This is a genomic window from Desulfococcus sp. (assembly GCF_041737845.1).
GTDB lineage: Bacteria > Desulfobacterota > Desulfobacteria > Desulfobacterales > Desulfococcaceae > Desulfococcus.
Map to the genome: position 1 here is coordinate 1 of NZ_JBGSQX010000116.1, position 23,845 is coordinate 23,845.

The following is a 23,845-nucleotide window of genomic DNA, read 5'->3' on the forward strand; positions in this document are numbered from 1 at the left end:
GGTGGACATGGGCGGGACCACCACGGACACGGCGGCCCTCGCAGGCGGCGCGGTCTCCGTGTGCGACAGGGGCTCCAACGTGGGCGGCCACATGACCCACGTGAAGGCCCTGGAAATCCGCACCCGGGGCCTGGGCGGCGACAGCCTGATCCAGATGGAGAAGGGAGAGACGGTGATCGGTCCGCGGCGCGTGGCCCCCATGGCCTGGCTGGGCGCCCATCACCCGGGGACGGACCCGGCCGTCACTTACCTGGAAAGCCGCATCCACCGCTATGCGTCATCGACCCGGGGCATGCAGGTGCTGGCGCTCAACGGGGCCGCCGGGGATATGGACCTCACCGGCCCGGAGCGGGAGATCATAGCCCTCCTGACCGCCCGGCCCTGCAGCATCGATGAACTCCTTGAACGGACCGGGGCCATGATCGAGCGGGCCCTGCCCATCCGGCGGCTCGAGGAATACGCCGTCATCCAGCGCTGTGGCCTCACACCGACGGACCTGCTCCACATCACCGGCCGCTTCGACCGGTGGGACGGCCGGACGGCGGCTCGGTACGCCGCGATCTACGCCGCCCAGGCGAGGACGGACGTGTTGGAGATGGCGCAAGCGATGCTGGAAAAGGTTGTCCGGGAGCTGGCGCTGGAGCTGCTCAAACGCGAACTGGACGGCGAAACCGATCCGGACGCCATCCACACCTGCCCCGTCTGCCGGACCCTGGTCGAGAACCTGTTCGCCGGCGGCAGCGATCATTACCGCGTCCGGATCGACCTGAAGCACCCCATCGTGGGGATCGGGGCCCCCATCCACTATTTCCTGCCCCGGGCCGCCGAATTGTTAGGCGCCAAGGCAGTGCTGCCGCCCGATGCGGACGTGGCCAACGCCATCGGCGCCATCACGAGCGACGTGGTGGTCAAACGCCATGTCCGCATCATTCCGGACCAGGCCGGCGGCTTCCTCATCGAAGGCATCCCCGGCACCCGGCAGTTCCGGCAGTTCGAGGCGGCCGACGAATACGCCCGGGACCGGCTCGTCGCCATGGTCCGGGACCAGGCCGCCGTCTCCGGCACCAGCACCCGGAGGGTCGAACTCGTCACCGAGGACCAGGTCCCCAGGGCCGCCGGCGGCGCCGAGATCTTCATCGGCCGGGTCATCTCGGCCACCCTGGTCGGACGCCCCGACCGGGTGCTCCAGGGGGATTGAACCGGGGCGGCGCGGACTCGGCCGGGGTTCAGCATGCCGCGCTTGTGGAGGCGGGGCTCCGTATCGCCGATCAGCGGGGGGTCGCCCAGCACCGCTTCGGTGACCGGGCTCCCCAGCCGGCCGGCGCAGCCCCCGGGCGTGATGAGCTGGGCGTTGATACCGAAGCGGCCCAGCCCCGACAGGCACCTCGAACACGCGATCCGGCTCGTCCAGCCGGACCCGGGTGACGGCCAGAAGGGGCGGGCGAGGGCCTGGGGGTATTGAGGCCGGCCGACCGGAATTCCTCGAACCCCTTGATGATCCCCCGGGCGCAGCCCCCGGCGCTCATATGCGCACCTTGACCTTCCGGATGAAGAGATCGACCAGGATGCCGGCACCGAAGGCCCATGCCATGTTGGGCACGGCCAGGGCGATGCCCGCGATCAGCAGGGCGACGAAATACTCCTCGTTGGTCTTGAGGCTCCGGAGCAGCGGGCAGAGCTCGAGGCCGGCGAAGACCAGGAGAACCCCCAGGACCGAATTGGGGATGAGGGCCAGGAGGGTGAATCCCAGTTCGCCCAGGACCAAAGCCATGAGGACGAAAAAAAAGCCGATCATGACCGGGGCGCCGCCGGTCCGGGCGCCGAAGCGGTAATGGGCCGCAAGCCCCCCGGTGCCGTGGCACATGGGCACCGCCCCGAAAAAGCCGGCGGGGAAATTGACGAGGCCCATGGTCAGGGCGAATTTTCCGGCGCTGGCCTTGGGGAGGAGGGGGTTTTTCGGAAAGAGGGTGGCGCAGGTGTCCGCCGTACCGACGCAGGCGTTTCCGATGGTGAGGGGGATCTGGGGCAGGATGAGCATGATGAAGGCGGTCCAGAAATCTCCGGCGGAGGGGCGGATGAGGTCCATGCCGGTCGGGCCGATGGACAGGGATCGGCCGCCGAGCCCGCCCAGGGCCAGCCCCGCGGCGATGCCAAGGGCCAGGGCGGCCAGGGCCGCCGGAAACCGCCGGTTATCCAGCAGCAATAAGATCAGGGCGAAGACGGCGAATCCGATGATGAGATTGACAGGGTATCCGGCGAGTCTTCCCTGAATGCCGGAGATGAAGAGGTCGGGCGATACGATCAGTTCGATGCCTTTTTTGAGAAAGATGAGGCCCAGGGTCAACTGGATCCCCCGGACCACTGCCTGGGAAAAGAGCTTCGCGATCCGGTCCACCAGGCCGGTGAGGGAGAGCACCAGCAGCAGCGCGCCGAAAATGATGCCCGAGGCCCCGATCACCGATTCCGTGATGATCGCCGGGTAGGCGATGGCGATGGCGCCCACCGCCTTGAGCGGCTGAACCGGCACCGGGAGCCCGTAATAGAATCCCGAAAGGAGATAAAAGAGCCCGAAGGCCAGAAAAACGGTGGTGGGACTCAGGCCGTTGATCAGGATCATGGCGATGACGATGGGGAGCATCGTCCCCAGGTCCCCGAAGGCGCCGGCCAGCTCCACCCGGTCGAACCGGAGGCTTCGGCCCCCGGCGGCGGTCGCAAGCCCCTCGGATCGCCGGCCCGGGTCGGATGAGCCGCGGGAATGACGCTTTTCGTTTTCGACTCCCTTTTCCATCATGATCACCTCGCTTCTGTTGAAAACAGCACGATTATAATAATTATCGTGATAGTAGTCTGTAACGGTTTTCCGAGGGCCTTGTCAAGTTTTTCAGGGCTGTCTGCAAAAAAGGAGATCGGCCCACGCAGAGGCGTTGACCAGGAGAGGTTTTCGAGCATCGTGAACCGGGATGCCGGGGTGGATGATCCCCGGGGTCAACCGGGAAATCGGGCAGACCATGAAGACGAGGCTGCTGAGGAAGAGAAGCGCCGGAGGTTCACAGCCAGGGAAGGCCGGAGAAAATGGCCGGTCAGGCGGGGGTGCCGGAATCGTCGGGGAGGGTTTGTTTCAAGCCGCAGTTCTCCAGGCTTTTTTCGATGCATTCAGAGCAGCTGGCCCCGGTGATCTTCTCCCGGGAGAAAAAGGTCTTGAAATTGGCGATCCAGTCATCCCCGGCGCGCGGGCATTTGTGCACATACTCGATGAACTGCACGAGGCGGTTGATGGCGATCTTGTCCATGGCATGCTCCATCCTGCAGGCGTTCTCCTCCGCCCGGCCTTCATCCAGCAGCAGGACGCTGTGCAGAAAATCCTTGATGACGTGATGCCGCCTCAGGATTTCCACCGCGATTTTTTCCCCTTCGGCCGTCAGGGTGATGAAGCTGTATGGCTTGTAGTTGATCAGCCCCTTGTCGGATAGAGTTCTCAGGGCGGACGTAACGGTGCCGCTCAGGACACCGATCTTCTCTGCAATGTCCTTGACCCGGGCGACGGTGTTTCCCCGCTGCAGCTCCAGGATCGTTTCCAGATAATTTTCCAGGTTTTCGGAAAGCCCTTCCATGGTTCCCTCTCTCGTTTCTCGGCGGGAGTATGGATGTGGATCGACGACGCGATGGCTCAAAAGATCGCATACAACCAATGATGTGTCAAATATTTTATCAGCCTCACAAGATTGTTACCCTACCGGCAAAAAATGTTTGGGAGGCCATATTTTCAGGCTGTCCACACGTCAACCCCGTCCTGCGGCCGGCGATGCGCCGGTTGGACCATCAAGGCGCAGGATGGCATCCTGAACCGTCCATCTTTTCAACTAATTGCGTTCTTCGCCTGCGCCCGGTGACAGGTTCCTTAAAACCGATTTAAATCCATGAATTCAATGTGGTCATGCTGATGTAAAAAATTGCAATACCCCTTGACACCCGCAACGGGTTTATTACTATCTTACTAAAAAAGCTATCAATAATGTTTTTTGGGTGCAGACATCATTCAAGGAGGTCCCCCATGGATATCAAAAAACCGCCTCCCTGGAATTGCTTCAAGAAGAAAGACGAAAATGCCGGCAGCATCGTCCCCGTGCACCACAGCCGCCGGTGCAACCCCGGACGGCGCCATGCGGCCGAAAAATTTTGATGGAGCGGGATCATGGCCAACAGCTATTTCGCCATTTTAGGCGTCACCGCCGATGCCTCTCCCGAAGAGATCCGTTCGGCCTACCGCCGGCTGGTCAAGGAGTTCCATCCCGACCATTTCGAGGGCGGGAGCGAGCCGTTCATCCAGATCCAGGAAGCCTACGCCGTTTTAGGAGACGACCGCCGGCGGAGAGAATATGAAAAGAGCCTTCGGCAGCGCCTGGAAAACCCCGCGTGGGGGCATGCCCCCCGTCCATCGCCGGAACCCCTCATCCCGAAACAGCGCCCTCCGCATCTTGGGAATATCACGCCCATCGGATCGTTCCAGACCCATGGGCCGCGTATAGAAGACCCATCCCCATCCCCCGGGCACCCCTTTTTCCGCCGGGTACGGGCCGGGTTCCGGGGGATGGAAAACCTGGCCGTCGAGGTGCCCCTGACACGCGAACAAGCCGCGCGCGGCGGAAGCGTGGCGGTGATGATTCCCGTACGCGCCGTCTGTCCCGAATGCGGGGGCCTTGGCGGGGGGGGTTTTCATGTCTGCCGCCCGTGCGCCGGCAGGGGCGTGATTTCCGGAGAGACGCCGGTGCGCATCCCCTTCCCGCCGGGTCTCGCACGGGATCACGCCGTCACGGTTTCCCTGGCGCCCCTCGGGATGCAGGGCCTTCACCTGACGGTCCGGTTCCATCCTGCCGACGTCTTCTGAACAGTCTGACGCCGTCGACCGCCTTCGGAGGGATTTCTGCTCGTTGACACGGACAGGATTCCTTCAATAAGGTTCGGGATCAGCGCTCCCCGGCACCCTCTCAACCCCGCCCGACATTTGGCATCGCCGCCCACTGGAAACCCGGCAAAGGCGACCTATATTTAGGGTGGTTTTTCAGGGTGCGCACAAATTCACGCATGCTTTTTTCGGGTGGCGTCGGGAGGGATGATGATGCGAAGGCTGTTGCAGCAAAAAGTGATCGATCCAATCGTAAAACTGCTCCGACAGGGCATCTCTCCGGAAAAGCTTGCCCTCTGCATGGCTGTCGGGGTCGTCATCGGCGTCTTTCCGGTGATCGGTTCCACGACGCTGCTCTGCACCGTCGCGGCACTTTTTCTGCGGCTGAATCTGCCAGCCATGCAGGTGGTCAATTACCTCGTGTATCCCCTTCAAATTGCATTGCTGATTCCGTTTTTTCATTTTGGGGCCTGGTTGTTCGACATCGAGCCGATCCCCTTGTCGGGAACGCAGTTGATCGCGATGTTCAAAAGCGAGCCCGGGGAAACGGTCCTGCATCTGTGGGATACGACGCTGCGCGCCATTGCGGCCTGGGGCCTCGTCAGCCTCCCGGCTGCGGTGTTCCTGTACTATCTCCTTCGGCTGATTCTGCGCCGCAGCAGCCGATTGACGGCCGACACGCCCGCTTCACGGAACCCTCAACCCCTGGATGCTCGACAATCGAAAGGATGACCTTACCATGGACTTCTATAAGCTCAGCATCGTCTACGCGGCCAGTTTCTTCGTTTTTATCATTGTGGATTTCATCTGGCTCGGATGGGCGGCCCAATCGTTTTATCACCGCCAACTTGGGGAGCTGCTCAGCCAGCGGGTCAACTGGCCGGCGGCCATCGCCTTTTACCTGATGTACATCGTGGGGCTGATGATCTTCTCGATTGCGCCTGCGATAAACCGGGGCTCGCTTTCCAGCGCCGTCGTGATGGGCGGCCTGTACGGTTTTTTCACCTATGCCACCTATGAGCTGACCAATTACGCGCTGATTCGCGATTGGCCCCCCGCCCTGGTCCCGGTGGATATCGCCTGGGGTGTCGTCCTGTGCGTCATCGTCTCCGCGGGCGGATACTCGGTTGGCCGTTGGCTGCAACCCTGAAACGGACATCACCTTGAGCCCGCCCGGCGCGCAGAACCAGGCCAGAAGCAGCAGCCATTTTCCGATGTTCTGCATAAAGGCTCGCCCGGGCGGCAGACGTTTCATTTCCCCCCCCTTCCGAACGGTATTCCCAGCTTCCGCATGCGATGCCTCAGGGTGCTGGGGTTCAGGCCCAGAAGGGCCGCCGCGCCTTTGGGCCCCTGGACCTTTCCGCCAGTAATGCCGAGCACCCGCGCGACATGCCTCCGAACCGCTTCGTCCAGTTCCAGGGCGGCGTCGCCGGGCTCGATAGACCCCCGGGTCAGAGGGGGCGGCGCGGAAACGGGCGCGGCCGCGTCGTCGAACCGGAGGAGCCCGCCGGGGTTCACGGCCTGGTTCCGGATCAGCTCGCGCTCCACGGCATTTTCCAGCTCCCGGACGTTGCCGGGCCAGTCGTAGCGCTGGAGGCGTTCAACGGCGCCCGGCGCGGGCGACGGCCGGTGCGTGAGGTTCAACTCGCGGACCTTGCGGTCGATGAAATGGTAGACGAAGGCGGGAATATCCGCCTTCCGGTGCCGCAATGGCGGAATGGTGATGGGAAAGACATTGATCCGGTACCACAAATCCTCCCGGAAGCCGCCCGCCTCGACCCTGGCGGCCAGGTTCCGGTGGGTGGCGGCGATGACGCGGACATCCACGGGGACCGGTTTGGCGCCGCCCACCCGCTCGATCCGGCGCTCTTGGAGAATCCGCAGGAGCCTCACCTGCGCCGCCGGCGGCAGTTCGGCCACCTCGTCGAGGAACAGGGTTCCGGTGTGGGCGCGCTCGAAACGGCCCCGCCGCATGGCCGTGGCGCCGGTGAACGACCCCTTTTCGTGCCCGAAAAGTTCACTGTCGATGAGGCCTTCGGGGATGGCCCCGCAGTTGACCTTGATGAGCGGACCGTTCCGGCGGGGCGAAAGGTAATGGATGGCATTGGTGACAACCTCCTTGCCCACGCCCGTCTCCCCGAGGAGGAGGACGTTGCTGTCCAGGGGGGCGACCTGCCGGACCATCTCCATGACCCCCTTCAGGCCGAAGTCCTCCCCGACGATCTCGTTTCCCGATATCCGGTGCAGCTCCCGGTGGAGGTACCGGTTATCGTCGGCGAGGAGTTCCTGGAGGCGGAGCACCTCGCGGTACCGCAGGTGGTTGGACATGGCAATGGCGAAGGGGTCGTGAAGGAGGGACATGAGCCGGGCATGCTTCTCGGTGAACCTCCTGCGGCCCCTTGCGACAGCGCCGACAAACCCCAGGGCCGCCCCGCCGATGCCCAGGGTCATGCCGATGCCCGTAAAATCGGAGATGCCCAGGGCGGCGGCCATCTCCCTCGATGGCGCGGACAGGTTCGCCGAGTCGATCCGCACGATCTTTCCCGTGCCCGACTGGATGTAGTCGATGGCTGCCCGGGACAGCCGGACCGGTGCGCTGATATCGTGGGCCACGTCGAAATCGGCATGCCGGGCCAGAACCCGGATGCCCCCGATCTCCGGATCGAAGATGGAGAGATCCACGAGCTCCAGGGGGATGTGCCGCTTGAGGTAGACAAAGCAGTCCCCGAGGGCCTCCTTGAGATCGAGGCTGCCGCAGATCCTCACCGTTCCCTCGTGAAAAAAGATCATGTCATCCATGTGACCGGGCTCCCTGTATCTGCCGTATATACCATTTTTTGTTTAAAGTACCACATGCAACAGTTATTTTCTATCGGATTTGATATCCAGATAGCCCGCCAGACTTCAACTATTTGTAATCAAACATGATAACAATATGGCATGATTATCGCTTACAACAAGACCCGCCAGGCCTTCGGACACCCCGCAGCGCCGCCGAGAAAGCCTCGGGGCAACGCAGGACATGCGGCAGCCTGAAAAGGGAGCGCACAGGCATGAAAAAGAAGCGATCGCAGCAGGAGAGCGGATATCGGTCGGAGCGATGTCTGGAAATCATCAGCATCCGCCTCTACGATCCGGCGGACCGGATGAAGATCATGGACGTGCTGGAGCGCACGGCCGGGCGATCCCCGGCAGTTCGCTTCTCCCTCTTCCGCAATGCCGCGGTGGAGGGGGACTGGGCGATCCACATGTGGCGGCCGCCTGTTTCCCGCGAGGGATGCAAATCCCAGGAAGCCCTCTGCCTGTCCGAACTCCTGAAGGAGCTCGGCCTCGTGCATCATGGCGTCTGGCTGCCGGCCGGCAAAGAGGATCAACCTTAACAGAAAGGGATCAGATGAATACAACACGATCGGAGAGTAACACGGGACGCCCCGGCCTCGGCGCGCTCCCCGGGTGCATGCTGCCCGTTCTGGCCCTGATGGTTCTCTGCCGGGTAAACGGGGCACTGGCCGCGCCGCCCAAGGCCGGTCCGCCCCAGATGCCTCCGCCGGTGGTGAGCGTCGCCGTCATCGCCGAAAAAACGGTCAATCCGCCCATGACGTACGTGGGGAGGGTCGAAGCGATCCAGGCCGTGGACCTGCGCGCCCGCGTGGAGGGAACCCTGGAGCAGGTCAAGTTCAGGGAGGGCGGCAGGGTGAAGTCGGGCGAACGGCTATACGTCATCGAGCAGGCCGCCTACAAAGCCCGGATGGACGCGGATCAGGCCAGGATCGCCGAGGCCCGAGCCGCCCTCGCCAAGGCCCGGCAGTACCGGGAGCGCCTCCAGTCGGTGCGGAAAGGCGGCGTCTCCAAAACCGATCTGGAAACGGCGCAGGCGAACGAACAGGAAGCCCAGGCCCAGGTGGATGCCGCCACCGCCAACCTGGCCCTGTCCCGGCTGAATCTGGAATACACCACCATCGAGGCCCCGATCACCGGGCGCATCGGGGCCACCAACATCACCTCGGGCAACCTGGTCGGGCCGGACTCCGGCATCCTGGGGCGAATCGTTCAACTGGATCCGATCCGGGTGGTCTATTCGGTGAGTGAAACCGATCTGGTGAGCGTTCGCCTGAAATCAACGGCGGAGGGGGTGGACGAAGAGAAGATGAAAGCCCGCCTGGTCCCCCAAATCCGCCTCGGCAACGGCGCCATGTACGAGATCCCCGGCCGCCTCGACTTTTCCGACAACGAGGTGGACCCCGCCACCGGCACCATCGCGGTGCGGGCGATCTTCGACAACCCGGACGGCATCCTCCTCCCGGGCCAGTATGTCACCGTCCTGCTCAGCCTCAGCAACCCCCGGAAGATGCCGGTGGTGCCCCAATCCGCGGTCCTGGAAGACCGGGACGGACGGTATGTGTTCGTGGTGGACGGCGAGAGCCGGGCGCAGCAGCGCCGCATCACCACCGGGGCCCCGGTCGACACCGACTGGGCGGTGTCGTCGGGCCTCATGGCCGGCGAGACCGTCATCGTTTCGGGCGTCCAGAAGGTGCGGCCGGGCCAGGCCGTCAATCCCGTCACGGCGGACAAGCGATAGGGAGATCCGAAGATGTTTTCCAAAATATTCATCGACCGGCCCCGGCTTTCGATGGTGATTTCCCTGGTGATCACCTTCGCGGGTCTTCTGGCCCTCTTCAACATCCCGGTTGCAGAATACCCTGCCGATATCGTGCCGCCGGAAATCCAGGTCCAGGCCGCCTATCCGGGCGCCAACGCCGGAGAGGTGGCGGCGTCCGTCGCGGCGCCCCTGGAGGCCCAGATCAACGGCGTGGACGACATGCTCTACATGGCGTCCTCCTCCACCAACAACGGCAGCTACAGGCTCTCCGTCACCTTTGCCGCAGGCACGGATTCGAATATCGCCCAGGTCAACGTCCTGAACCGCGTCCAGCAGGCCCAGTCCAAGCTGCCGCCCCAGGTGACCGAGCAGGGCATCTCGGTCCGCAAGCGCTCCTCGGACATGCTGGGCGTCATCTTCTTCTACTACGAGGACGGCAGCACGGACATCCTGCCCCTGTCCAACTGGGTCAGCATCAACATCCGGGACGCCCTCCTGCGGGTGGGCGGCGTCAGCGACGCCACGCCATTCGGTTCCCACGACTACACCATGCGGGTCTGGATGGATCCGGAGCGCCTGACCGCATTGGGGCTCACCGCGGACGACGTCATCGGCGCCATCCAGCAGCAGAACCTCCAGGCAGCCGCGGGGGCCGTAGGCACGGCGCCGGCGCCCCCCGGGCAGCAGGTGCAGTACATCATCCAGGCCCGGGGGCGCCTCTCCACCGTGGCGGAATTCGAGGAGATCGTCATCGAGACCAACGCCCAGGGCGGCATCGTCCGGCTGAAGGACGTCGCCCGGGTGGAGCTGGGCAGCGGCAATTACGCGTCGGACGACTCCCTGAACGGCCGGACGGGGGTGCCCCTGGCCGTGTACCAGTCCCCCGGCTCCAACGCCCTCGAGACCATGGCCGGCGTGAAGGCCGAACTCAAACACCTCGAATCCCGCCTGCCCCCGGGGGTGAGCTACGGCGTCATCTACGACGCCACCCGGTTCGTGGAATCGACCATCGAGGAGATCACCTTCACCCTGACCCTCACCTTCGTGCTGGTGGTCGCCGTGACCTTCCTCTTCCTCCAGGACTGGCGGGCCACCCTGATTCCTACCCTGACCATACCGGTCTCGCTGATCGGCACCTTCGCCCTGCTCATGGCCCTGGGATATTCCGCCAACACCGTCACCCTCTTCGCCCTGATCCTGGCCATCGGCCTTGTCGTGGACGACGCCATCGTGGTGGTGGAAAACGTCCAGCGGATCATGCAGGAGGAGGGGCTCGCCGCCAAAACGGCTGCCGTCCGTTCCATGGAGCAGGTGACCGGGCCGATCATCGCCACCACCCTGGTCCTCCTGGCCGTGTTCGTGCCGGTAGGCTTCCTGCCCGGCATCACGGGCCAGCTCTACCGCCAGTTCGCCGTGACCATCTCCGTGGCGGTGCTCCTCTCCTCGGTGAACGCCCTCACCCTGAGCCCGGCCCTGTGCGCCGTCCTCCTCCGGCCGCCCCGGACCATCCGCCGCGGCCCCCTGGCCTGGTTCAACCGCGCCCTCGCCGGATCCAGGAACCTCTATGTGGCCGTGTCCGGCTGGCTCGCCCGAAAATTCATCCTTGCCGTCCTGGTCCTGGCCATCGTGGGCTTCGGGGCGTGGCGGCTCTTCGGCATGCTGCCCACCAGCTTCCTGCCCGAAGAGGACAAGGGCTTCATCATCGTGGATGTTCAACTCCCCGAGGCGGCCGCCTTCACGCGGACCACCGAGCTGGTGGACGCGCTTTCGGCCCGGATCAAGGCGATCGGCGGCGTGGATTTCGTCATCGGGATCCGCGGATTCAGCATCATGAGCGGCTCCGGCGAAAACGTGGGCCTCGCCTTCGTGGGGCTTGCGCCCTGGGGCGAGCGGACCACCCCCGATCGCCAGGTCGGCGCCGTTCTGAACAAAATCCGGCAGATCGCCTTCGCCACTCCGGGGGCCAACATCAACGCCTTCATGCCGCCCGCCATCATGGGGCTGGGCAATTCGAGCGGGTTCGACCTGAGGCTCCAGGCCCTGGAAGGCCAGTCCCCCCAGGCCCTCGACGGCGTGGTCAAGGGTCTCATGGCGGCCCTCAACCAGGACCCCTCCGTCGCCTATGCCTTTTCGACCTACTCGGCCAACGTGCCGCAGCTATCCCTCGACCTGGACCGCACCAAGGCCAGAACCCTCAAGGTGCCGGTGAGCCGGGTGTTCTCCACCCTCCAGGCCCATATGGGATCGCGCTACGTCAACGACATCAACCTGTATGACCGGGTCTTCCAGGTCAGGGTCCAGGCCGACACCCCGTTCCGGGATTCGGTCGAGGACATCGCCCGCCTTCATGTCCGGAGCGACGACGGCCACATGGTGCCCCTGTCGAGCCTCGTGACCCTGTCGACGGTGCTGGGACCCCAGTCGGCGGCCCGCTACAACCAGTTTTCCACAGCCCAGTTCATCGGCGCCGCGGCCCCCATGGTCAGTTCCGGCGAGGCCATCGAAGCCGTCGAGACGATCGCGGCGAAAACCCTGCCCGACGGCTACGCCTATGAGTGGTCCGGCATGAGCTACCAGGAAAAACAGATCGGGGGGGAAGCCGCCATCCTGCTTTCCCTGGCCTTCTTCTTCGGCTATCTCTTCCTGGTGGGGCTTTACGAAAGCTGGACCGTTCCGCTCTCGGTGATCCTCTCCATCTCCGTGGCATCGCTGGGCGCCCTGGCGGGCCTCCTGGCCGTGGGGCTGCCCATGTCCATCTATGCTCAGATCGGTCTGGTCCTTTTGGTGGGCCTGGCGGCCAAGAACGCCATTCTCATCGTGGAATTCGCGAGGGATGAGCGCGAGAACGGCCTCTCCATCACCGACGCGGCCATCAGCGGCGCCCGCCTGCGGTACCGGGCCGTGCTCATGACCGCCTTTTCCTTCATCTTGGGCGTGCTGCCCATGGTGGTCGCCACGGGCGCCGGCGCCAACAGCCGTCGGGCCATCGGGACCACCGTGTTCGCCGGCATGGTGGCCGCCACCCTGGTGGGCATCTTCCTGATCCCGGGCTTGTATGCGGCCTTCCAGACCATGCGCGAGACTTCCACCCGATGGTGGAAACATAAACATCGGTCGCCCCGAAAGGCAGATGCGGGGAGCGAGGTAACCCCATGAGGATCATGCATTTTTTTCAGGCAGGACTTATGAGGAGAATCGGAATTCCGGCCCTGCTGCTTCTGACGGCCGGCTGCGCCGCCGTGGGGCCGGACTATGCCCCGCCCTCCGCCGCCGCACCCGCCGGCTGGAGCACCCAGCTTCAGGACGGCCTCAGGCCCGATCCAGCGGACCCGGATCACCTGGCCCGGTGGTGGCGGATCCTGGACGACCCCGTCCTGTCGGACCTGGTGGCCCGGGCCATCGAGGGAAACCTGGATCTGAAGCAGTCCCTGGAAAGGGTCCGGGAGGCCCGGGCCCGCCGCGGCATCAGCCGGGCCGGCCTCTTCCCGGAGATTGACGCCTCAGCCGACGTCTCCCGAATCCGCAGGAGCGAGAGCAGCGGCAGCGGCGACGAAAACGATTTCTACGCGGCCGGGTTCGACGCCGAATGGGAGATTGACGTCTTCGGCGGCGTAAGGCGGTCCATCGAAGCGGCCGAGGCCGATCTCGGGGCCGTCGAGGCGGACCTCGGGGATGTCATGGTCTCCCTGACCGCGGAGATCGGGCTTAATTACCTGGAGGCCCGGACCTTCCAGACCCGGCTGGATGTTGCCGAAGCCAACATCGCGGCCCAGCAGGCCACATACGACCTCATCCGGTCGCGATACGAAGCCGGGTTGAGCGACGAACTGGCCGTCCAGCAGGCCCGCTACAACCTCGAAAACACCCGAAGCCAGCTCCCCGTCCTGAGGACCGGGCTGGCTTCTGCCAAAAACCGCCTGGCCGTCCTGACCGGACAGGCGCCCGGCGCCCTTCAGGCCGTCCTCGAAAAACGGCGTCCGGTGCCGGTGCCCCCGGCCACCGTCGCGGTGGGCGTGCCGGCCGAAAGCCTGAGGCGGCGGCCCGACGTCCGCAGGGCCGAACGGGAGCTGGCCGCCGAGACCTTCCGCATCGGGGAGGCCGTGGCCGATCTCTACCCCCGGTTCCGGCTCTTCGGCACCATCGGCCTGGAATCCATAGACGCCGTCGACTTTTTAGAGTCGGCCAGCCGCTTCTGGAGCATCGGGCCGGGCGTCACGTGGAACGTCTTTGACGCCGGCGCCATCCGGAACAACATCGCGGCACAGACGGCCGTCGCGGAGCGGTTCCGGTTCGCCTACGAGGCCGCCGTCCTTACGGCCCTGGAGGAGGTGGAAAACGCCCTGACCGCCTATGCCGAGGAACAGATGCGCCGGGAGCGCCTGCTCGATGCGGTGGACGCGGCCCAGCAAGCGGCGGACCTGGCCCAGGACCAGTATGCGGCCGGCCTGGTCGATTTCTCCAGCGTTCTGGACGCCCAGCGGTCCCTGCTCTCCTTCCAGGACGAGCTGGCCCGGAGCGACGGCAGCGTCACGTCAAACCTCATCCGCCTCTACAAGGCCCTGGGCGGGGGGTGGACGGGGAAATTCAACGTGGACAAGAAGAGAGGCTGATCCAGGCGATACGGCAAATCGGACCGTTGCACGGCGCGACGCCTGCTCTCACATCTTCCCCGACCGGAAGATGGAGAGGATGAGCCACAGGCCCAGGAGGGTGGCGATGGAGTAGCCGCTGACGCCCAGCAGCGTCGTTAAGGAGACGGTAATTCCGCCCAGGCTGATGTCCATGACCGCCACGGGGGAGTTGAGCACCAGGGAGCCTGCGATGGTGGATGCGGCGATGATGAGCCCCACGATGGCCCGGTTGAGGCCCCGCTCGAACCTGCCGACCATGGGGTCGAAGCCGTTGTGGCGGACCTCGATGCGGTGCCGCCCCTCGGCGGTCCGCTTCAGGATGGCATAGGCGAAGCGGGGCATCATCTTCAGGGCGGCGCCCATGGATCGGGTGTCCCGGCCGAGGTTTCTCAGGAGCTTTTGGGCGTCGTATCCCCGCTGGAGGAGCTTCCGGGCGTAGGGCCGGGTGACCTCCAGGATGCTCGCGTCGCTGCCCAGGATCTTTCCCAGGGCCTCCGTCTGGACAAAGGTCTTGAGCAGCAACAGGAGGTTTCTGGGAAGCCGGATGCGGTATTTGTAGGCCAGCCGCATGACCTGCTCGTAGACGTCCTTTACCGAAATGGTCTGGAGGGACCGGCCGTAGAAGGGTTCGCTCATGTCCTTGAGGTCCGTCCGAAAGCGCCTCAGGTCGATGGTGTCGTCATCGATGAGGCCGGCCTCCCGGAAGGCGTCCATGACCATGTCGTAGTCGTGCTCGGCATACCCCAGGAAGATGTTGGCCACCTGCATCATGGTCTCTTTGTCCAGGTATCCGATGATCCCGAAGTCGACCAGGCTGACGCGGCCGTCGTACATGACGATGGTGTTGCCGGGGTGCGGGTCGGCGTGGAAGAAGCCGAAATCCATCAACTGGCGCGAGAACGACCGCAGGCCGATCATGGCGACCGCCCCGGGGTCGATGCCCGCCTGCCGGATCCGCTCGACCTGGTCCATCTTGATGCCGTCGATATATTCCATGACCAGGACCGATCTGGCGGTATGCTCCCAGTATACCCGGGCGGTATGGATCTCGTCGCTGCCCTCGAAGTTGGCGGCGAATTTTTCGATGTTGCCGCCCTCGATGTACATGTCCAGCTCCCGGAAAATCGTCCGCTCGAACTCCTTCACGAGGTTGACCGTGCCGACGATACGGGCGAATTCGAAGGCCTTTTCCAGCTTTTCGGCGAAAAAATACATCACGTGGATGTCTTCGCGGATCTTTCTCTCGATGCCCGGCCGGATGACCTTGACGGCCACCCGGTCGCCGTTCATGAGCCGGGCTTCATGGACCTGGGCCACGGATGCGGCGGCCATGGCCTCGGGGGAAAACTCGGAAAAGATGCCTTCGACGGGCGACCCCAGTTCGGTTTCCACCACGCTCCGGATTTCCGTGAACGCGACCGGCGGCACGCTGTCCTGGAGTTTCTTGAATTCTTCGGTGTATTCCGGCGGGAAAAGATCGGCCCGGACGCTCATGAGCTGCCCGAGCTTGATGAAACTCGGGCCCAGCTCCTCGAGCATCCGCCGGATGCGGGCGGGGGAATGGAACGCCGGCCGGGGAATCGAACTTTTGTCGGCGTCGCCGTCGGCCCCGGGCCGGGGCCGACGGAACAGGCGGTCGACGACATTCCCATAGCCGTGCTTGGCCAGGACCCGGCTGATGGTCCCGAAACGGCGAATTCCTTTCATCTGGTCTGATCCATCGTCATGCCACCCCCGGTTCGCGCTATTTTTTGCCTTCGGCCCCCGGGTCGACTTTGTCCCACCGCCGGGCCACCTCTTCAAGCTTGGACGATTCGGCGATGTAGCTCTCCACCAGGCCGCAGGCCGTGCAGACATAATTATCCAGCGCGGCCATGGAGGTGAGGCCTAAAGGGATGGCGTTGCTGGAGAACGGACCGCTCTTGAGGGGGATGTTCGCCCCGGAATAGACCTCTTTCGAACCGCACTTCGGGCATTGACCGTTTTTCATCTTTTTGACTCCTGGCCAGGGATTGGCAGACACGGTTGATGATATTCCATGGAAATTTAGTAACGGAAAGCGGGTGTGGTGTCAAACGATAAGCGACGCGGGTCGGCATAGAATGTCCAGGAGATCGATGGGATGTTCGACCAGGAGCCTCGCGCCGCTCTCCGTGAGCTCCCGGGCCGGACGAAAGCCCCAGCAGGCCCCGACGGGGAGCATCCCGGCGGCTGCGGCCGTCTTCATGTCAATCGGGGTGTCTCCCAGAAAGAGGAAGGCATCGGGCGGGAGCCCGAGCCGGTCTGCGATCTCTATGGCGCCCGCGGGATCCGGCTTCCGGGGGATGCCGTCCCGCTGCCCCAGGACCGCCTCGAAGCGCCATCCGGGGAGAAAGCGGTCCACAAACGCCCTGGTGAAGGGATGGGGCTTGTTGGAGAGGACCGCGAACCGGAGGCCCCTTTCCGACAGCCCGTCCAGGAGCGCTGGAATGCCGGGGTAGGGCCGGGACCCATGATACCAGTTCTCTTCGTATTCCCGGAAGAAGGCCCGGACGCCCGCCTGGATCCGTTCCGGCGACCGAGCCGACCCGGGCAGGGCCCGCCGCATCAGTTCGACCACGCCTTCGCCCATGAACCGGTAATACGCCGCCGTGGGGTGTACGGGAAATCCGGATTCGGCCAGGACGCGATTGACGGCGTCCCCCACGTCGGCCGCCGAGTCGATCAGGGTGCCGTCCAGGTCGAAAATGACGGCACGATAGTCTCCCCTCGTCATGGATGGGTCATCCTTTCCGTATCGAGTTGAATCCGCACCGGTTGAATCAGCTCCGGCCGTGCCGATCCGTTTCGCCGCGGTTACAGCGACGCCCCGATCATGGCGGCGAGATCGACCATCCGGCTCGAATAGCCGACTTCGTTGTCATACCACGAGAGGACCTTCACCATGTTGCCGACGGCGTAGGTGTTGGGTCCGTCCACGATGGAAGACAGTTCACACCCGTTGAAGTCCGCCGACACCAGGGGAAGCTCGGTGTACCCCAGGATGCCTTTGAGCGCTCCCTCGGAAGCCTCCTTGAGAGCGTTGTTGACGTCGGTCACCGTCACCCCCGATTTCGCCACCGTGCAGACAAAATCGACCAGGGAGACATTGGGCGTGGGAACGCGGATCGCAAGGCCGTTGAGTTTACCCGAGAGTTCCGGGAGCACCAGGGCCACCGCCTTGGCCGCGCCGGTGGTGGTGGGGATCATGGAAAGGGCCGCGGCCCGCGCCCGCCGAAGGTCCTTGTGGGGAAAATCGAGGAGCCGCTGGTCACCGGTGTAGGAATGGATGGTCGTCATGAGGCCGTGGGTGATGCCGAAACGTTCATGGAGCACCTTGGCCGGCGGCGCGAGACAGTTGGTGGTGCAGGAGGCGTTGGAGAGGATGTGATGCTGGTCCGGCCGGTACTCGTGGCTGTTGACCCCCATCACGATGGTGATGTCGGGCTCCTGGGCCGGCGCGGAGATGATGACCTTGCGGGCCCCGGCGATCAGGTGCTTGCCGGCGCCGGCGCGGTCGCGGAAGAGTCCGGTGCATTCCGCCACGATATCGACGCCCAGATCCTTCCAGGGAATCTGGGCCGGGTCCTTGATGTCGGTGTAGGGGATCTCCCGGCCGTCCACGACAATGGCGCCGCTCTTTGCGGTGATGTCGGCGTCCAGCCGGCCGTGGACCGAGTCATACTTGAGCAGATGGGCCATGGTGGCGGCGTCGGTGAGATCGTTGATGCCGACGACCTTGACATCCGGGTGTTTCATGGCGGCCCTGAACACCACGCGGCCGATTCTTCCAAAGCCATTGATACCGATGTTGATGCTCATCACTTCTCCTTTTGGATATTTCGTTCAGCGATATGGGGATGGGGATGCGTATGCTTTTCTCACAATAATCACCCTTTGACATTTATAAAGGGCGAGACCGGGATTGTTTCGAAATACCCGTTTCCCTAACATCTCTCAGGAACCCCTGTCCCCGGGGCGTGATTTTTTCGAAAACCCGCCGAGATTGCCTGTTGACATTTGACCTGTGCGCTATAATAGATTCAGGAATATCAGATCATACTTCAAGGGAGAACCTCGTGAAAGACTACATGGTCCGGGTCGTCGCCCGGTACGAGAACGTTCGCGGCATGGCCTGCGTCACCACAGGCCTGGTCCGGGAGGCCTGCCTTCGCCACGACGCCTATCCGACGGCGGCCGTGGCCCTCGGGCGGGCCCTCACCGGCGGCGCGCTCATGGGGGCCCTGACGAAAACCGGGCAGCGGACGGCACTCAAGTTCGAGGGAAACGGCCCCATAGGCAAGATCATCGTCGAGGCCGACAGCGACGGGAGCGTGCGGGGGTATGCGGGCAACCCCCACGTGGACCTGCCGCCCGCGGACGGCAGGTTCGACGTGGCGGGCGCCGTCGGAAGGGCGGGGTTTCTCACCGTCACCAGGGACCTGCACATGAAGGAGCCCTACCGGGGCATCGTCCGGCTTTACACCAGCGAGATCGCGGAGGATATCGCCTTCTACCTCCTGGAATCGGAACAGATTCCATCGGCCGTGGGGCTGGGGGTTTCCGCCGGGCCTTCGGGGATCACCGCCGCCGGGGGGTTCCTGATTCAGACCCTTCCCCCGGCGGACGAAGCGGTGATCGAAACTCTGGCGCGGCGCATCAAGACCCTGCCGTCCGTCACCGAAATGCTTCAGGGCGGCCTCGCGCCCGAGGGGATCATCGACACGATCTTCAAGGACATCCCTGTGGACGTGCTGGAAAAACGGGAGCTGGCCTTCCGGTGCGCCTGCAGCCGGGGGCGGATGGAGAAGGCCCTCATCGCCCTGGGCCGGAAAGAGCTGGAGACCCTCATCGAAACACAGGAGCCCGTCACACTGACCTGCGAATTCTGCCGCAAACCTTACTCTTTTGCCGCCGACGCGATTCAGGGGCTGATCGACGATCTTTCCCGTGCGTGACCGAGGCCCCACGGAGGACTGAATGCCCGATCGTTTCCATTCCATATATTCCCACGGCTTCATCCGGGCGGCGGTCTGCGTCCCGACGCTCCGGGTCGCCGACCCGGTGTTCAATGCCTTACGGATCTCGGAGCTCGCCCGGGAAGCCGCAGAAGCCCATGCCGCCGTTGCCCTGTTCCCGGAGATGGGCCTCTCGGCCTACTCCAATGAAGACCTCTTTCACCAGGATGCCCTCCTGTCGGCCACGGAATCGGCCCTGTCCCGGATTGTGGAAGGCAGCCGGGACCTGTCGCCGGTGCTCCTGGCGGGTGCGCCGCTACGGTTCGAGGGGAAGCTCTTCAACTGCGCGGTGGCGATCTACCGGGGAAACATCCTGGGCGTCGTCCCCAAAACCTATCTCCCCAACTATCGGGAGTTCTACGAGAAGCGGCAGTTCACCTCCGGGATGAACGCCCTGTCCCGGGAGGTCCGGCTCCTCGGGCAAACCGTCCCCTTCGGCACCGACCTGGTCTTCGAGGCCGGGAATGTCCCCGGCTTCTGCATGGCCGTCGAGGTCTGCGAGGACGTCTGGACCCCCATCCCGCCGTCCACTTACGGCGCCCTGGCCGGCGCCACGGTGCTGGCGAACCTCTCGGCCAGCAACATCACCGTGGGCAAGGCCCAGTACCGGCGGCTTCTCTGCGCAGGCCAGTCGGGCAGATGCCTGGCCGCCTATCTCTATTCTGCGGCAGGACCGGGGGAATCGACCACGGACCTGGCCTGGGACGGCTACGCCCTGATCTACGAAAACAACGAACTCCTGGCGGAATCGTGGCGCTTCTCCGACGACGAGCAGATCGTCCTGGCGGATATCGACCTGGAGCGCCTCGTCCAGGAGCGGATGCGGACGACGAGCTTCAACGACACCGTCGGCATTTACAGGGAGAGGCTCTCGCGCATCCGCCGCATCCCTTTTGAATTTGTGGTTCCCAGGGGAGACATCCCCCTGATCCGGCAGGTGGAACGGTTTCCGTTTGTGCCGAGCGACACCGAAAAACGGGACGAACGCTGCTACGAGGCTTACAACATCCAGGTCCACGGCCTCATGAAGCGCCTTGCCGCCTCCGGCATCGACCGCCTCGTGATCGGCGTATCCGGCGGCCTCGACTCGACCCACTCCCTGATCGTGGCGGCCCGCACCATGGACCGCCTGGGCCTCTCCCGGAAAAACATCCTCGCCTACACCATGCCCGGATTCGCCACCAGCCGGACCACCCATGAAAACGCCCGCAGGCTGATGGCGTCCCTGGAGGTTTCGGCCGGGGAGATCGACATCCGGCCGTCGGCCATGCAGATGCTGCGGAACATCGGCCACCCCTTCGCCCAGGATCAGCCGGTCTACGACGTCACCTTCGAGAACGTCCAGGCCGGGGAGCGGACCTCCCATCTCTTCCGCCTGGCCAACCGCCACCACGCCCTGGTCCTGGGCACCGGCGACCTGAGCGAACTCGCTTTAGGCTGGACCACTTACGGCGTCGGGGATCACATGTCCCATTACAACGTCAACGCCTCGGTACCCAAGACCCTGATCCAGCACCTGATCCGGTGGGTGGTCGACACCCGCCAGTTCGATTCGGAGACGAGCGGCATCCTGACGGCCGTCCTCGACACCGAGATATCGCCCGAACTGGTGCCGGCCCTCACGGCGGATGCCGATCAGCCGGCCCAGCGGACCGAGGAGAAGATCGGCCCCTACGAACTTCAGGACTTCAATCTCTACTACATCACCCGCTACGGGTTCCGGCCCAGCAAGGTCGCCTTCCTCGCCCTCCACGCCTGGGGGGACGCCGAGCGGGGCCGGTGGTCCGACCTCATCCCGCCGGAAAAAAGACATCAATACGACCTTCCCGCCATCAAGAAATGGCTGGACCTCTTTCTCTACCGCTTCTTCAAAATCAGCCAGTTCAAGCGGTCGGCGATGCCCAACGGCCCCAAGGTGGGTTCCGGCGGATCCCTCTCCCCCCGGGGGGACTGGCGGGCGCCCAGCGACGCCGAGGCCTCGGTCTGGCTTGAGGAACTCCGGGAAAAGGTTCCGGACCCGCGAGTTGAAAAAGGCTCGACTTGAAATTTTCTGCCGGACCGTGTATGACGGGCCGTCTTTGTTGGACACCCTGACCTCTTTACGCTCGAAGGAAACCCATATGACCCCCCCATCCAAACACACCGCGCCCGAGGCGCGCTATTCCAAATGGTTCCTGATGACGACCGCCCTGTTCGTCACCTGCCTTATCACCGCCAATATCATCGCCGTCAAGCTGATCAGCGTCGCCGGATGGATCCTGCCGGCCGCCGTCATCATCTTTCCGGTCAGCTACATCGTCGGCGACATCCTGACCGAGGTCTACGGATACCGGCAGGCCCGACAGGTCATCTGGCTCGGGTTCTTCTGCAACCTCATCGCCGTCGCGGCCATCTGGATGGGCGGGCTCCTGCCGGCCGCCGGATTCTGGGACGCCCAGCCCGCCTATGACCGGATTCTGGGCTATTCCCCGCGCCTCCTCGCCGCCTCCATCGCCGCCTACCTGGTGGGCGAGTTCACCAACGCCTATGTTCTGGCGAGAATGAAGGTCGCCACCCGGGGCCGCTGGCTCTGGACCCGGACCATCGGCTCGACCCTCGTGGGTCAGGGGCTCGATTCGGCGGTCTTCATCACCCTGGCCTTTGCCGGCACCATCCCCATGGCGGGCATGGCCGCCGCCGTCGTCACCCAGTGGCTTGTCAAATCGGCCTACGAAGCCCTCATGACGCCCGCCACCTACGCCGTCGTCAATTTTCTGAAGCGACGGGAGGGGATCGACGTCTATGATGTCGACATCCGGTTCAGCCTGTTCGGTACAGACGCATGATGGATCGCCCCTGGCAGGAGATTCTCGGGGAGAGCATCACCACGGCCGATGACCTCTGCCGAAGGTTCTCTTTGCCCCTGGAAGCCGTTGATCCGGTCATCCGCCGATACCCCATGCGGATCAACCCCTATTTTCTCTCCCTGATCCGCAGACCGGGAGACCCCCTGTGGCGTCAGGCGGTCCCGGACCCGGCCGAACTGAGCGACGCCCTTCCCGATGCCGACCCCCTGGCGGAAGAGGCCCAGTCGCCGGTGCCCTGCCTGATCCATCGCTATCCCGACCGGGCAGTCTTTCTGGTGTCGTCCCAGTGCGCCATGTTCTGCCGCCACTGCATGCGGAAACGCAGGGTGGGGCATCCGTTCACCGTCACCCGCGACGCCATCGCATCGGGGATCGGGTATATCCGGGAAACCCCCGCGATCCGAGATGTCATCCTGTCGGGCGGGGATCCCCTCCTGCTCTCGGACGACCGGATCATCGACGGCATCCTCGCGCCGCTCCGGGCGATCCGCCACGTCGAGATCCTCCGCATCCACACCCGGGTGCCCTGCACCCTCCCCCAGCGGGTGACCGAACCCCTGGTCCGCAGGCTCAAGGCGCTGGCCCCCCTGTTCGTCAACATCCAGTTCAACCATCCGGACGAGATCACGGAGGCCTCGGCCCGGGCCTGCGCCCGGCTCGCCGACGCGGGCATCCCCCTGGGGTGCCAGACGGTGCTGCTCAAGGGCGTCAACGACGACCCCGACACCATGAGACAGCTCATGCGCAAACTACTGACCATCCGGGTCAAGCCCTATTACATCCACCATGGGGACCTGGTGAAGGGCACCGGCCATTTCCGCACCGGGATCCAAAGGGGGCTGGAGATCATGGCGGCCCTGAGGGGGCATCTGTCGGGCATGTGCGTACCGCATTACATGATCGACCTGCCGGGCGGCGGCGGAAAAATTCCCCTGCTGCCTGAATATGTGCTTGAAAAAAGGAATACCGAATGGTATATTAAGACGTTCGATAAAAAGATCGTCGCCTATCCCGTGTAAATTAACGAGCGACCGTCCGGAAATGATGAAAATTGCTTCTTCAAAAAATAGTATCCTTTAAGCAGTTATAATTTAAATCATACTATTTCGGCAACGTATTCATCTTTTCCGGAGGGCCACTGAACAAGGGGCTCTTATGAAATCGACCCAGATTGCCAACGGCATGGCCGTTGTCCTGGCATTTGCCTGTTTGACCGGCTGTGGTTCATTGACGCCGCTGATCCAACCCCGCGTTGCCTCCCATCCCGAGATATACCCCTGCCGGCCGCTCCCGGACACCCAGCCGAAAACGGTATCCGCCAATTTCTGGAAAGAGATCCGGAACTGGCAGGGCGTTCCCTACCGCCGCGGCGGCATCAGCACCAGCGGTGTGGACTGTTCGGGGCTCACCTACCGCTTTTACGACGACCTCTACGGGATTCAGCTCCCCAGGACCACCGAGGAGCAGATCCACACCGGCAAGCCGGTTTCCCAGAAGGCCCTCAAGCCCGGGGATCTGGTTTTTTTCAAGTTCCGGGACAGAACCGGCCATGTCGGCATCTATCTCAACGAGCGTCGGTTCATCCATGCCTCGGGAAAGAAAAGGGGCGTCACCATCTCCTGCCTGGACAGCCCGTACTGGAAGGCCCGCTTCCGGGGAGCCCGGCGGGTTCTGGAGAGCCCGCAGAAACAGGTCGCCCGGAACCGGCCGGGGATCACGCTTTCCGACCGGACCCGATACTGACTTTTCCCGAGACCCGAAAAAGATCACCGAAACAGGGGACGCTATTTCAGCGTGCCCTGCCCCATCCGAACCATTTCCAGCGCATT

General features: G+C 63.9%; 22 protein-coding genes. 15 read left to right on the forward strand and 7 right to left on the reverse strand.

What is annotated here, in order from left to right:
* Positions 1 to 1,198: hydantoinase/oxoprolinase family protein (locus ACEW8N_RS13480; RefSeq protein ID WP_373500353.1), on the forward strand; the 1,198-nt coding region annotated here is incomplete at its 5' end.
* Between the two features lie 33 nt (positions 1,199 to 1,231).
* Positions 1,232 to 1,462, forward strand: a complete 231-nt coding sequence (locus ACEW8N_RS13485; RefSeq protein ID WP_373500354.1) for a hypothetical protein — start codon at positions 1,232 to 1,234, stop codon at positions 1,460 to 1,462.
* A gap of 60 nt (positions 1,463 to 1,522) precedes the next feature.
* Here the strand turns inward: ACEW8N_RS13485 and ACEW8N_RS13490 are convergent, their stop codons facing one another.
* Positions 1,523 to 2,791, reverse strand: coding sequence for a putative sulfate/molybdate transporter (locus tag ACEW8N_RS13490; protein WP_373500355.1), 1,269 nt, complete (start codon positions 2,789 to 2,791; stop codon positions 1,523 to 1,525).
* 289 nt (positions 2,792 to 3,080) lie between these two features.
* Positions 3,081 to 3,611, reverse strand: a complete 531-nt coding sequence (locus ACEW8N_RS13495; RefSeq protein WP_373500356.1) for a metal-dependent transcriptional regulator — start codon at positions 3,609 to 3,611, stop codon at positions 3,081 to 3,083.
* A gap of 440 nt (positions 3,612 to 4,051) precedes the next feature.
* Between ACEW8N_RS13495 and ACEW8N_RS13500 the strand changes: the two genes are divergently transcribed.
* The 4 genes from ACEW8N_RS13500 to ACEW8N_RS13515 all read left to right on the forward strand — a co-directional run bounded on the left by ACEW8N_RS13500 (position 4,052) and on the right by ACEW8N_RS13515 (position 6,053).
* A complete protein-coding gene (locus ACEW8N_RS13500) occupies positions 4,052 to 4,180 on the forward strand; it encodes a hypothetical protein (RefSeq protein WP_373500357.1) in 129 nt (42 codons plus the stop codon).
* A gap of 12 nt (positions 4,181 to 4,192) precedes the next feature.
* A complete protein-coding gene (locus tag ACEW8N_RS13505) occupies positions 4,193 to 4,885 on the forward strand; it encodes a J domain-containing protein (RefSeq protein ID WP_373500358.1) in 693 nt (230 codons plus the stop codon).
* 231 nt (positions 4,886 to 5,116) lie between these two features.
* Entirely contained in the window at positions 5,117 to 5,635 is a 519-nt protein-coding gene (locus ACEW8N_RS13510; protein WP_373500431.1) for a DUF2062 domain-containing protein, read from the forward strand.
* A gap of 7 nt (positions 5,636 to 5,642) precedes the next feature.
* Complete coding sequence (locus tag ACEW8N_RS13515) at positions 5,643 to 6,053, forward strand: DUF2177 family protein (protein WP_373500359.1); 411 nt, start codon at positions 5,643 to 5,645, stop codon at positions 6,051 to 6,053.
* A 101-nt stretch (positions 6,054 to 6,154) separates the two neighbouring features.
* On the opposite strand, the gene ACEW8N_RS13520 is transcribed toward ACEW8N_RS13515, so the two are convergent.
* Positions 6,155 to 7,702 carry a sigma-54 interaction domain-containing protein gene (locus ACEW8N_RS13520; protein ID WP_373500360.1) on the reverse strand — a complete coding sequence of 516 codons (1,548 nt, stop codon included), beginning with the start codon at positions 7,700 to 7,702 and terminating at the stop codon, positions 6,155 to 6,157.
* A gap of 254 nt (positions 7,703 to 7,956) precedes the next feature.
* Here ACEW8N_RS13520 and ACEW8N_RS13525 point away from each other — a divergent pair, with 254 nt between their 5' ends.
* The 4 genes from ACEW8N_RS13525 to ACEW8N_RS13540 are packed head-to-tail and all read left to right on the forward strand — an operon-like array spanning position 7,957 to position 14,113.
* On the forward strand, positions 7,957 to 8,283 hold the full coding sequence (locus ACEW8N_RS13525; protein WP_373500361.1) for a hypothetical protein: 327 nt from the start codon (positions 7,957 to 7,959) through the stop codon (positions 8,281 to 8,283).
* Between the two features lie 14 nt (positions 8,284 to 8,297).
* On the forward strand, positions 8,298 to 9,482 hold the full coding sequence (locus ACEW8N_RS13530) for an efflux RND transporter periplasmic adaptor subunit (protein WP_373500362.1): 1,185 nt from the start codon (positions 8,298 to 8,300) through the stop codon (positions 9,480 to 9,482).
* A 12-nt stretch (positions 9,483 to 9,494) separates the two neighbouring features.
* Positions 9,495 to 12,659 carry an efflux RND transporter permease subunit gene (locus tag ACEW8N_RS13535; protein WP_373500363.1) on the forward strand — a complete coding sequence of 1,055 codons (3,165 nt, stop codon included), beginning with the start codon at positions 9,495 to 9,497 and terminating at the stop codon, positions 12,657 to 12,659.
* Positions 12,660 to 12,688: 29 nt separating this feature from the next.
* Positions 12,689 to 14,113, forward strand: coding sequence for an efflux transporter outer membrane subunit (locus ACEW8N_RS13540; protein ID WP_373500364.1), 1,425 nt, complete (start codon positions 12,689 to 12,691; stop codon positions 14,111 to 14,113).
* A gap of 48 nt (positions 14,114 to 14,161) precedes the next feature.
* Here the strand turns inward: ACEW8N_RS13540 and ACEW8N_RS13545 are convergent, their stop codons facing one another.
* From ACEW8N_RS13545 to gap, 4 genes are all read right to left on the reverse strand, one after another.
* The gene (locus ACEW8N_RS13545; RefSeq protein WP_373500365.1) at positions 14,162 to 15,841 is read right to left on the reverse strand and encodes an ABC1 kinase family protein; all 1,680 of its coding nucleotides are present in this window, start codon (positions 15,839 to 15,841) and stop codon (positions 14,162 to 14,164) included.
* A gap of 37 nt (positions 15,842 to 15,878) precedes the next feature.
* Positions 15,879 to 16,124 carry a hypothetical protein gene (locus tag ACEW8N_RS13550; RefSeq protein ID WP_373500366.1) on the reverse strand — a complete coding sequence of 82 codons (246 nt, stop codon included), beginning with the start codon at positions 16,122 to 16,124 and terminating at the stop codon, positions 15,879 to 15,881.
* An 81-nt stretch (positions 16,125 to 16,205) separates the two neighbouring features.
* Positions 16,206 to 16,889: an HAD family hydrolase gene (locus tag ACEW8N_RS13555; protein WP_373500367.1), complete on the reverse strand. Its 684-nt coding sequence runs from the start codon at positions 16,887 to 16,889 to the stop codon at positions 16,206 to 16,208.
* 80 nt (positions 16,890 to 16,969) lie between these two features.
* On the reverse strand, positions 16,970 to 17,974 hold the full coding sequence (gap, locus tag ACEW8N_RS13560) for a type I glyceraldehyde-3-phosphate dehydrogenase (RefSeq protein ID WP_373500368.1): 1,005 nt from the start codon (positions 17,972 to 17,974) through the stop codon (positions 16,970 to 16,972).
* A 257-nt stretch (positions 17,975 to 18,231) separates the two neighbouring features.
* On the opposite strand from gap, the gene hslO reads away from it, so the two are divergent.
* The 5 genes from hslO (at position 18,232) to ACEW8N_RS13585 (ending at position 23,759) form a co-directional block, all read left to right on the forward strand.
* Positions 18,232 to 19,110: an Hsp33 family molecular chaperone HslO gene (gene hslO / locus ACEW8N_RS13565; RefSeq protein ID WP_373500369.1), complete on the forward strand. Its 879-nt coding sequence runs from the start codon at positions 18,232 to 18,234 to the stop codon at positions 19,108 to 19,110.
* A 22-nt stretch (positions 19,111 to 19,132) separates the two neighbouring features.
* Positions 19,133 to 21,214 carry an NAD(+) synthase gene (locus ACEW8N_RS13570; RefSeq protein WP_373500370.1) on the forward strand — a complete coding sequence of 694 codons (2,082 nt, stop codon included), beginning with the start codon at positions 19,133 to 19,135 and terminating at the stop codon, positions 21,212 to 21,214.
* A gap of 76 nt (positions 21,215 to 21,290) precedes the next feature.
* Positions 21,291 to 21,995 carry a queuosine precursor transporter gene (locus tag ACEW8N_RS13575; protein WP_373500371.1) on the forward strand — a complete coding sequence of 235 codons (705 nt, stop codon included), beginning with the start codon at positions 21,291 to 21,293 and terminating at the stop codon, positions 21,993 to 21,995.
* Positions 21,992 to 23,035: a KamA family radical SAM protein gene (locus tag ACEW8N_RS13580; RefSeq protein WP_373500372.1), complete on the forward strand. Its 1,044-nt coding sequence runs from the start codon at positions 21,992 to 21,994 to the stop codon at positions 23,033 to 23,035. The genes ACEW8N_RS13575 and ACEW8N_RS13580 overlap by 4 nt, the downstream gene beginning before the upstream one ends.
* Before the next feature lie 136 nt (positions 23,036 to 23,171).
* On the forward strand, positions 23,172 to 23,759 hold the full coding sequence (locus ACEW8N_RS13585; RefSeq protein WP_373500373.1) for a C40 family peptidase: 588 nt from the start codon (positions 23,172 to 23,174) through the stop codon (positions 23,757 to 23,759).
* Positions 23,760 to 23,845 lie beyond the last annotated feature (86 nt).

What these genes read in the sequence shown, in the direction of transcription:
- ACEW8N_RS13495 (WP_373500356.1), bottom strand. Translation starts at nt 3,611, where the DNA reads ATGGAAGGGCTTTCCGAAAACCTGGAAAATTATCTGGAAACGATCCTG.
- ACEW8N_RS13500 (WP_373500357.1), top strand. Translation starts at nt 4,052, where the DNA reads ATGGATATCAAAAAACCGCCTCCCTGGAATTGCTTCAAGAAGAAAGAC.
- ACEW8N_RS13510 (WP_373500431.1), top strand. Translation starts at nt 5,117, where the DNA reads ATGCGAAGGCTGTTGCAGCAAAAAGTGATCGATCCAATCGTAAAACTG.
- ACEW8N_RS13490 (WP_373500355.1), bottom strand. Translation starts at nt 2,791, where the DNA reads ATGATGGAAAAGGGAGTCGAAAACGAAAAGCGTCATTCCCGCGGCTCA.
- ACEW8N_RS13575 (WP_373500371.1), top strand. Translation starts at nt 21,291, where the DNA reads ATGACCCCCCCATCCAAACACACCGCGCCCGAGGCGCGCTATTCCAAA.
- ACEW8N_RS13530 (WP_373500362.1), top strand. Translation starts at nt 8,298, where the DNA reads ATGAATACAACACGATCGGAGAGTAACACGGGACGCCCCGGCCTCGGC.
- ACEW8N_RS13580 (WP_373500372.1), top strand. Translation starts at nt 21,992, where the DNA reads ATGATGGATCGCCCCTGGCAGGAGATTCTCGGGGAGAGCATCACCACG.
- ACEW8N_RS13520 (WP_373500360.1), bottom strand. Translation starts at nt 7,702, where the DNA reads ATGGATGACATGATCTTTTTTCACGAGGGAACGGTGAGGATCTGCGGC.
- ACEW8N_RS13570 (WP_373500370.1), top strand. Translation starts at nt 19,133, where the DNA reads ATGCCCGATCGTTTCCATTCCATATATTCCCACGGCTTCATCCGGGCG.
- ACEW8N_RS13505 (WP_373500358.1), top strand. Translation starts at nt 4,193, where the DNA reads ATGGCCAACAGCTATTTCGCCATTTTAGGCGTCACCGCCGATGCCTCT.
- ACEW8N_RS13585 (WP_373500373.1), top strand. Translation starts at nt 23,172, where the DNA reads ATGAAATCGACCCAGATTGCCAACGGCATGGCCGTTGTCCTGGCATTT.
- ACEW8N_RS13485 (WP_373500354.1), top strand. Translation starts at nt 1,232, where the DNA reads ATGCCGCGCTTGTGGAGGCGGGGCTCCGTATCGCCGATCAGCGGGGGG.
- ACEW8N_RS13545 (WP_373500365.1), bottom strand. Translation starts at nt 15,841, where the DNA reads ATGAAAGGAATTCGCCGTTTCGGGACCATCAGCCGGGTCCTGGCCAAG.
- ACEW8N_RS13540 (WP_373500364.1), top strand. Translation starts at nt 12,689, where the DNA reads ATGAGGAGAATCGGAATTCCGGCCCTGCTGCTTCTGACGGCCGGCTGC.
- gap (WP_373500368.1), bottom strand. Translation starts at nt 17,974, where the DNA reads ATGAGCATCAACATCGGTATCAATGGCTTTGGAAGAATCGGCCGCGTG.
- ACEW8N_RS13535 (WP_373500363.1), top strand. Translation starts at nt 9,495, where the DNA reads ATGTTTTCCAAAATATTCATCGACCGGCCCCGGCTTTCGATGGTGATT.
- ACEW8N_RS13515 (WP_373500359.1), top strand. Translation starts at nt 5,643, where the DNA reads ATGGACTTCTATAAGCTCAGCATCGTCTACGCGGCCAGTTTCTTCGTT.
- ACEW8N_RS13550 (WP_373500366.1), bottom strand. Translation starts at nt 16,124, where the DNA reads ATGAAAAACGGTCAATGCCCGAAGTGCGGTTCGAAAGAGGTCTATTCC.
- ACEW8N_RS13555 (WP_373500367.1), bottom strand. Translation starts at nt 16,889, where the DNA reads ATGACGAGGGGAGACTATCGTGCCGTCATTTTCGACCTGGACGGCACC.
- ACEW8N_RS13525 (WP_373500361.1), top strand. Translation starts at nt 7,957, where the DNA reads ATGAAAAAGAAGCGATCGCAGCAGGAGAGCGGATATCGGTCGGAGCGA.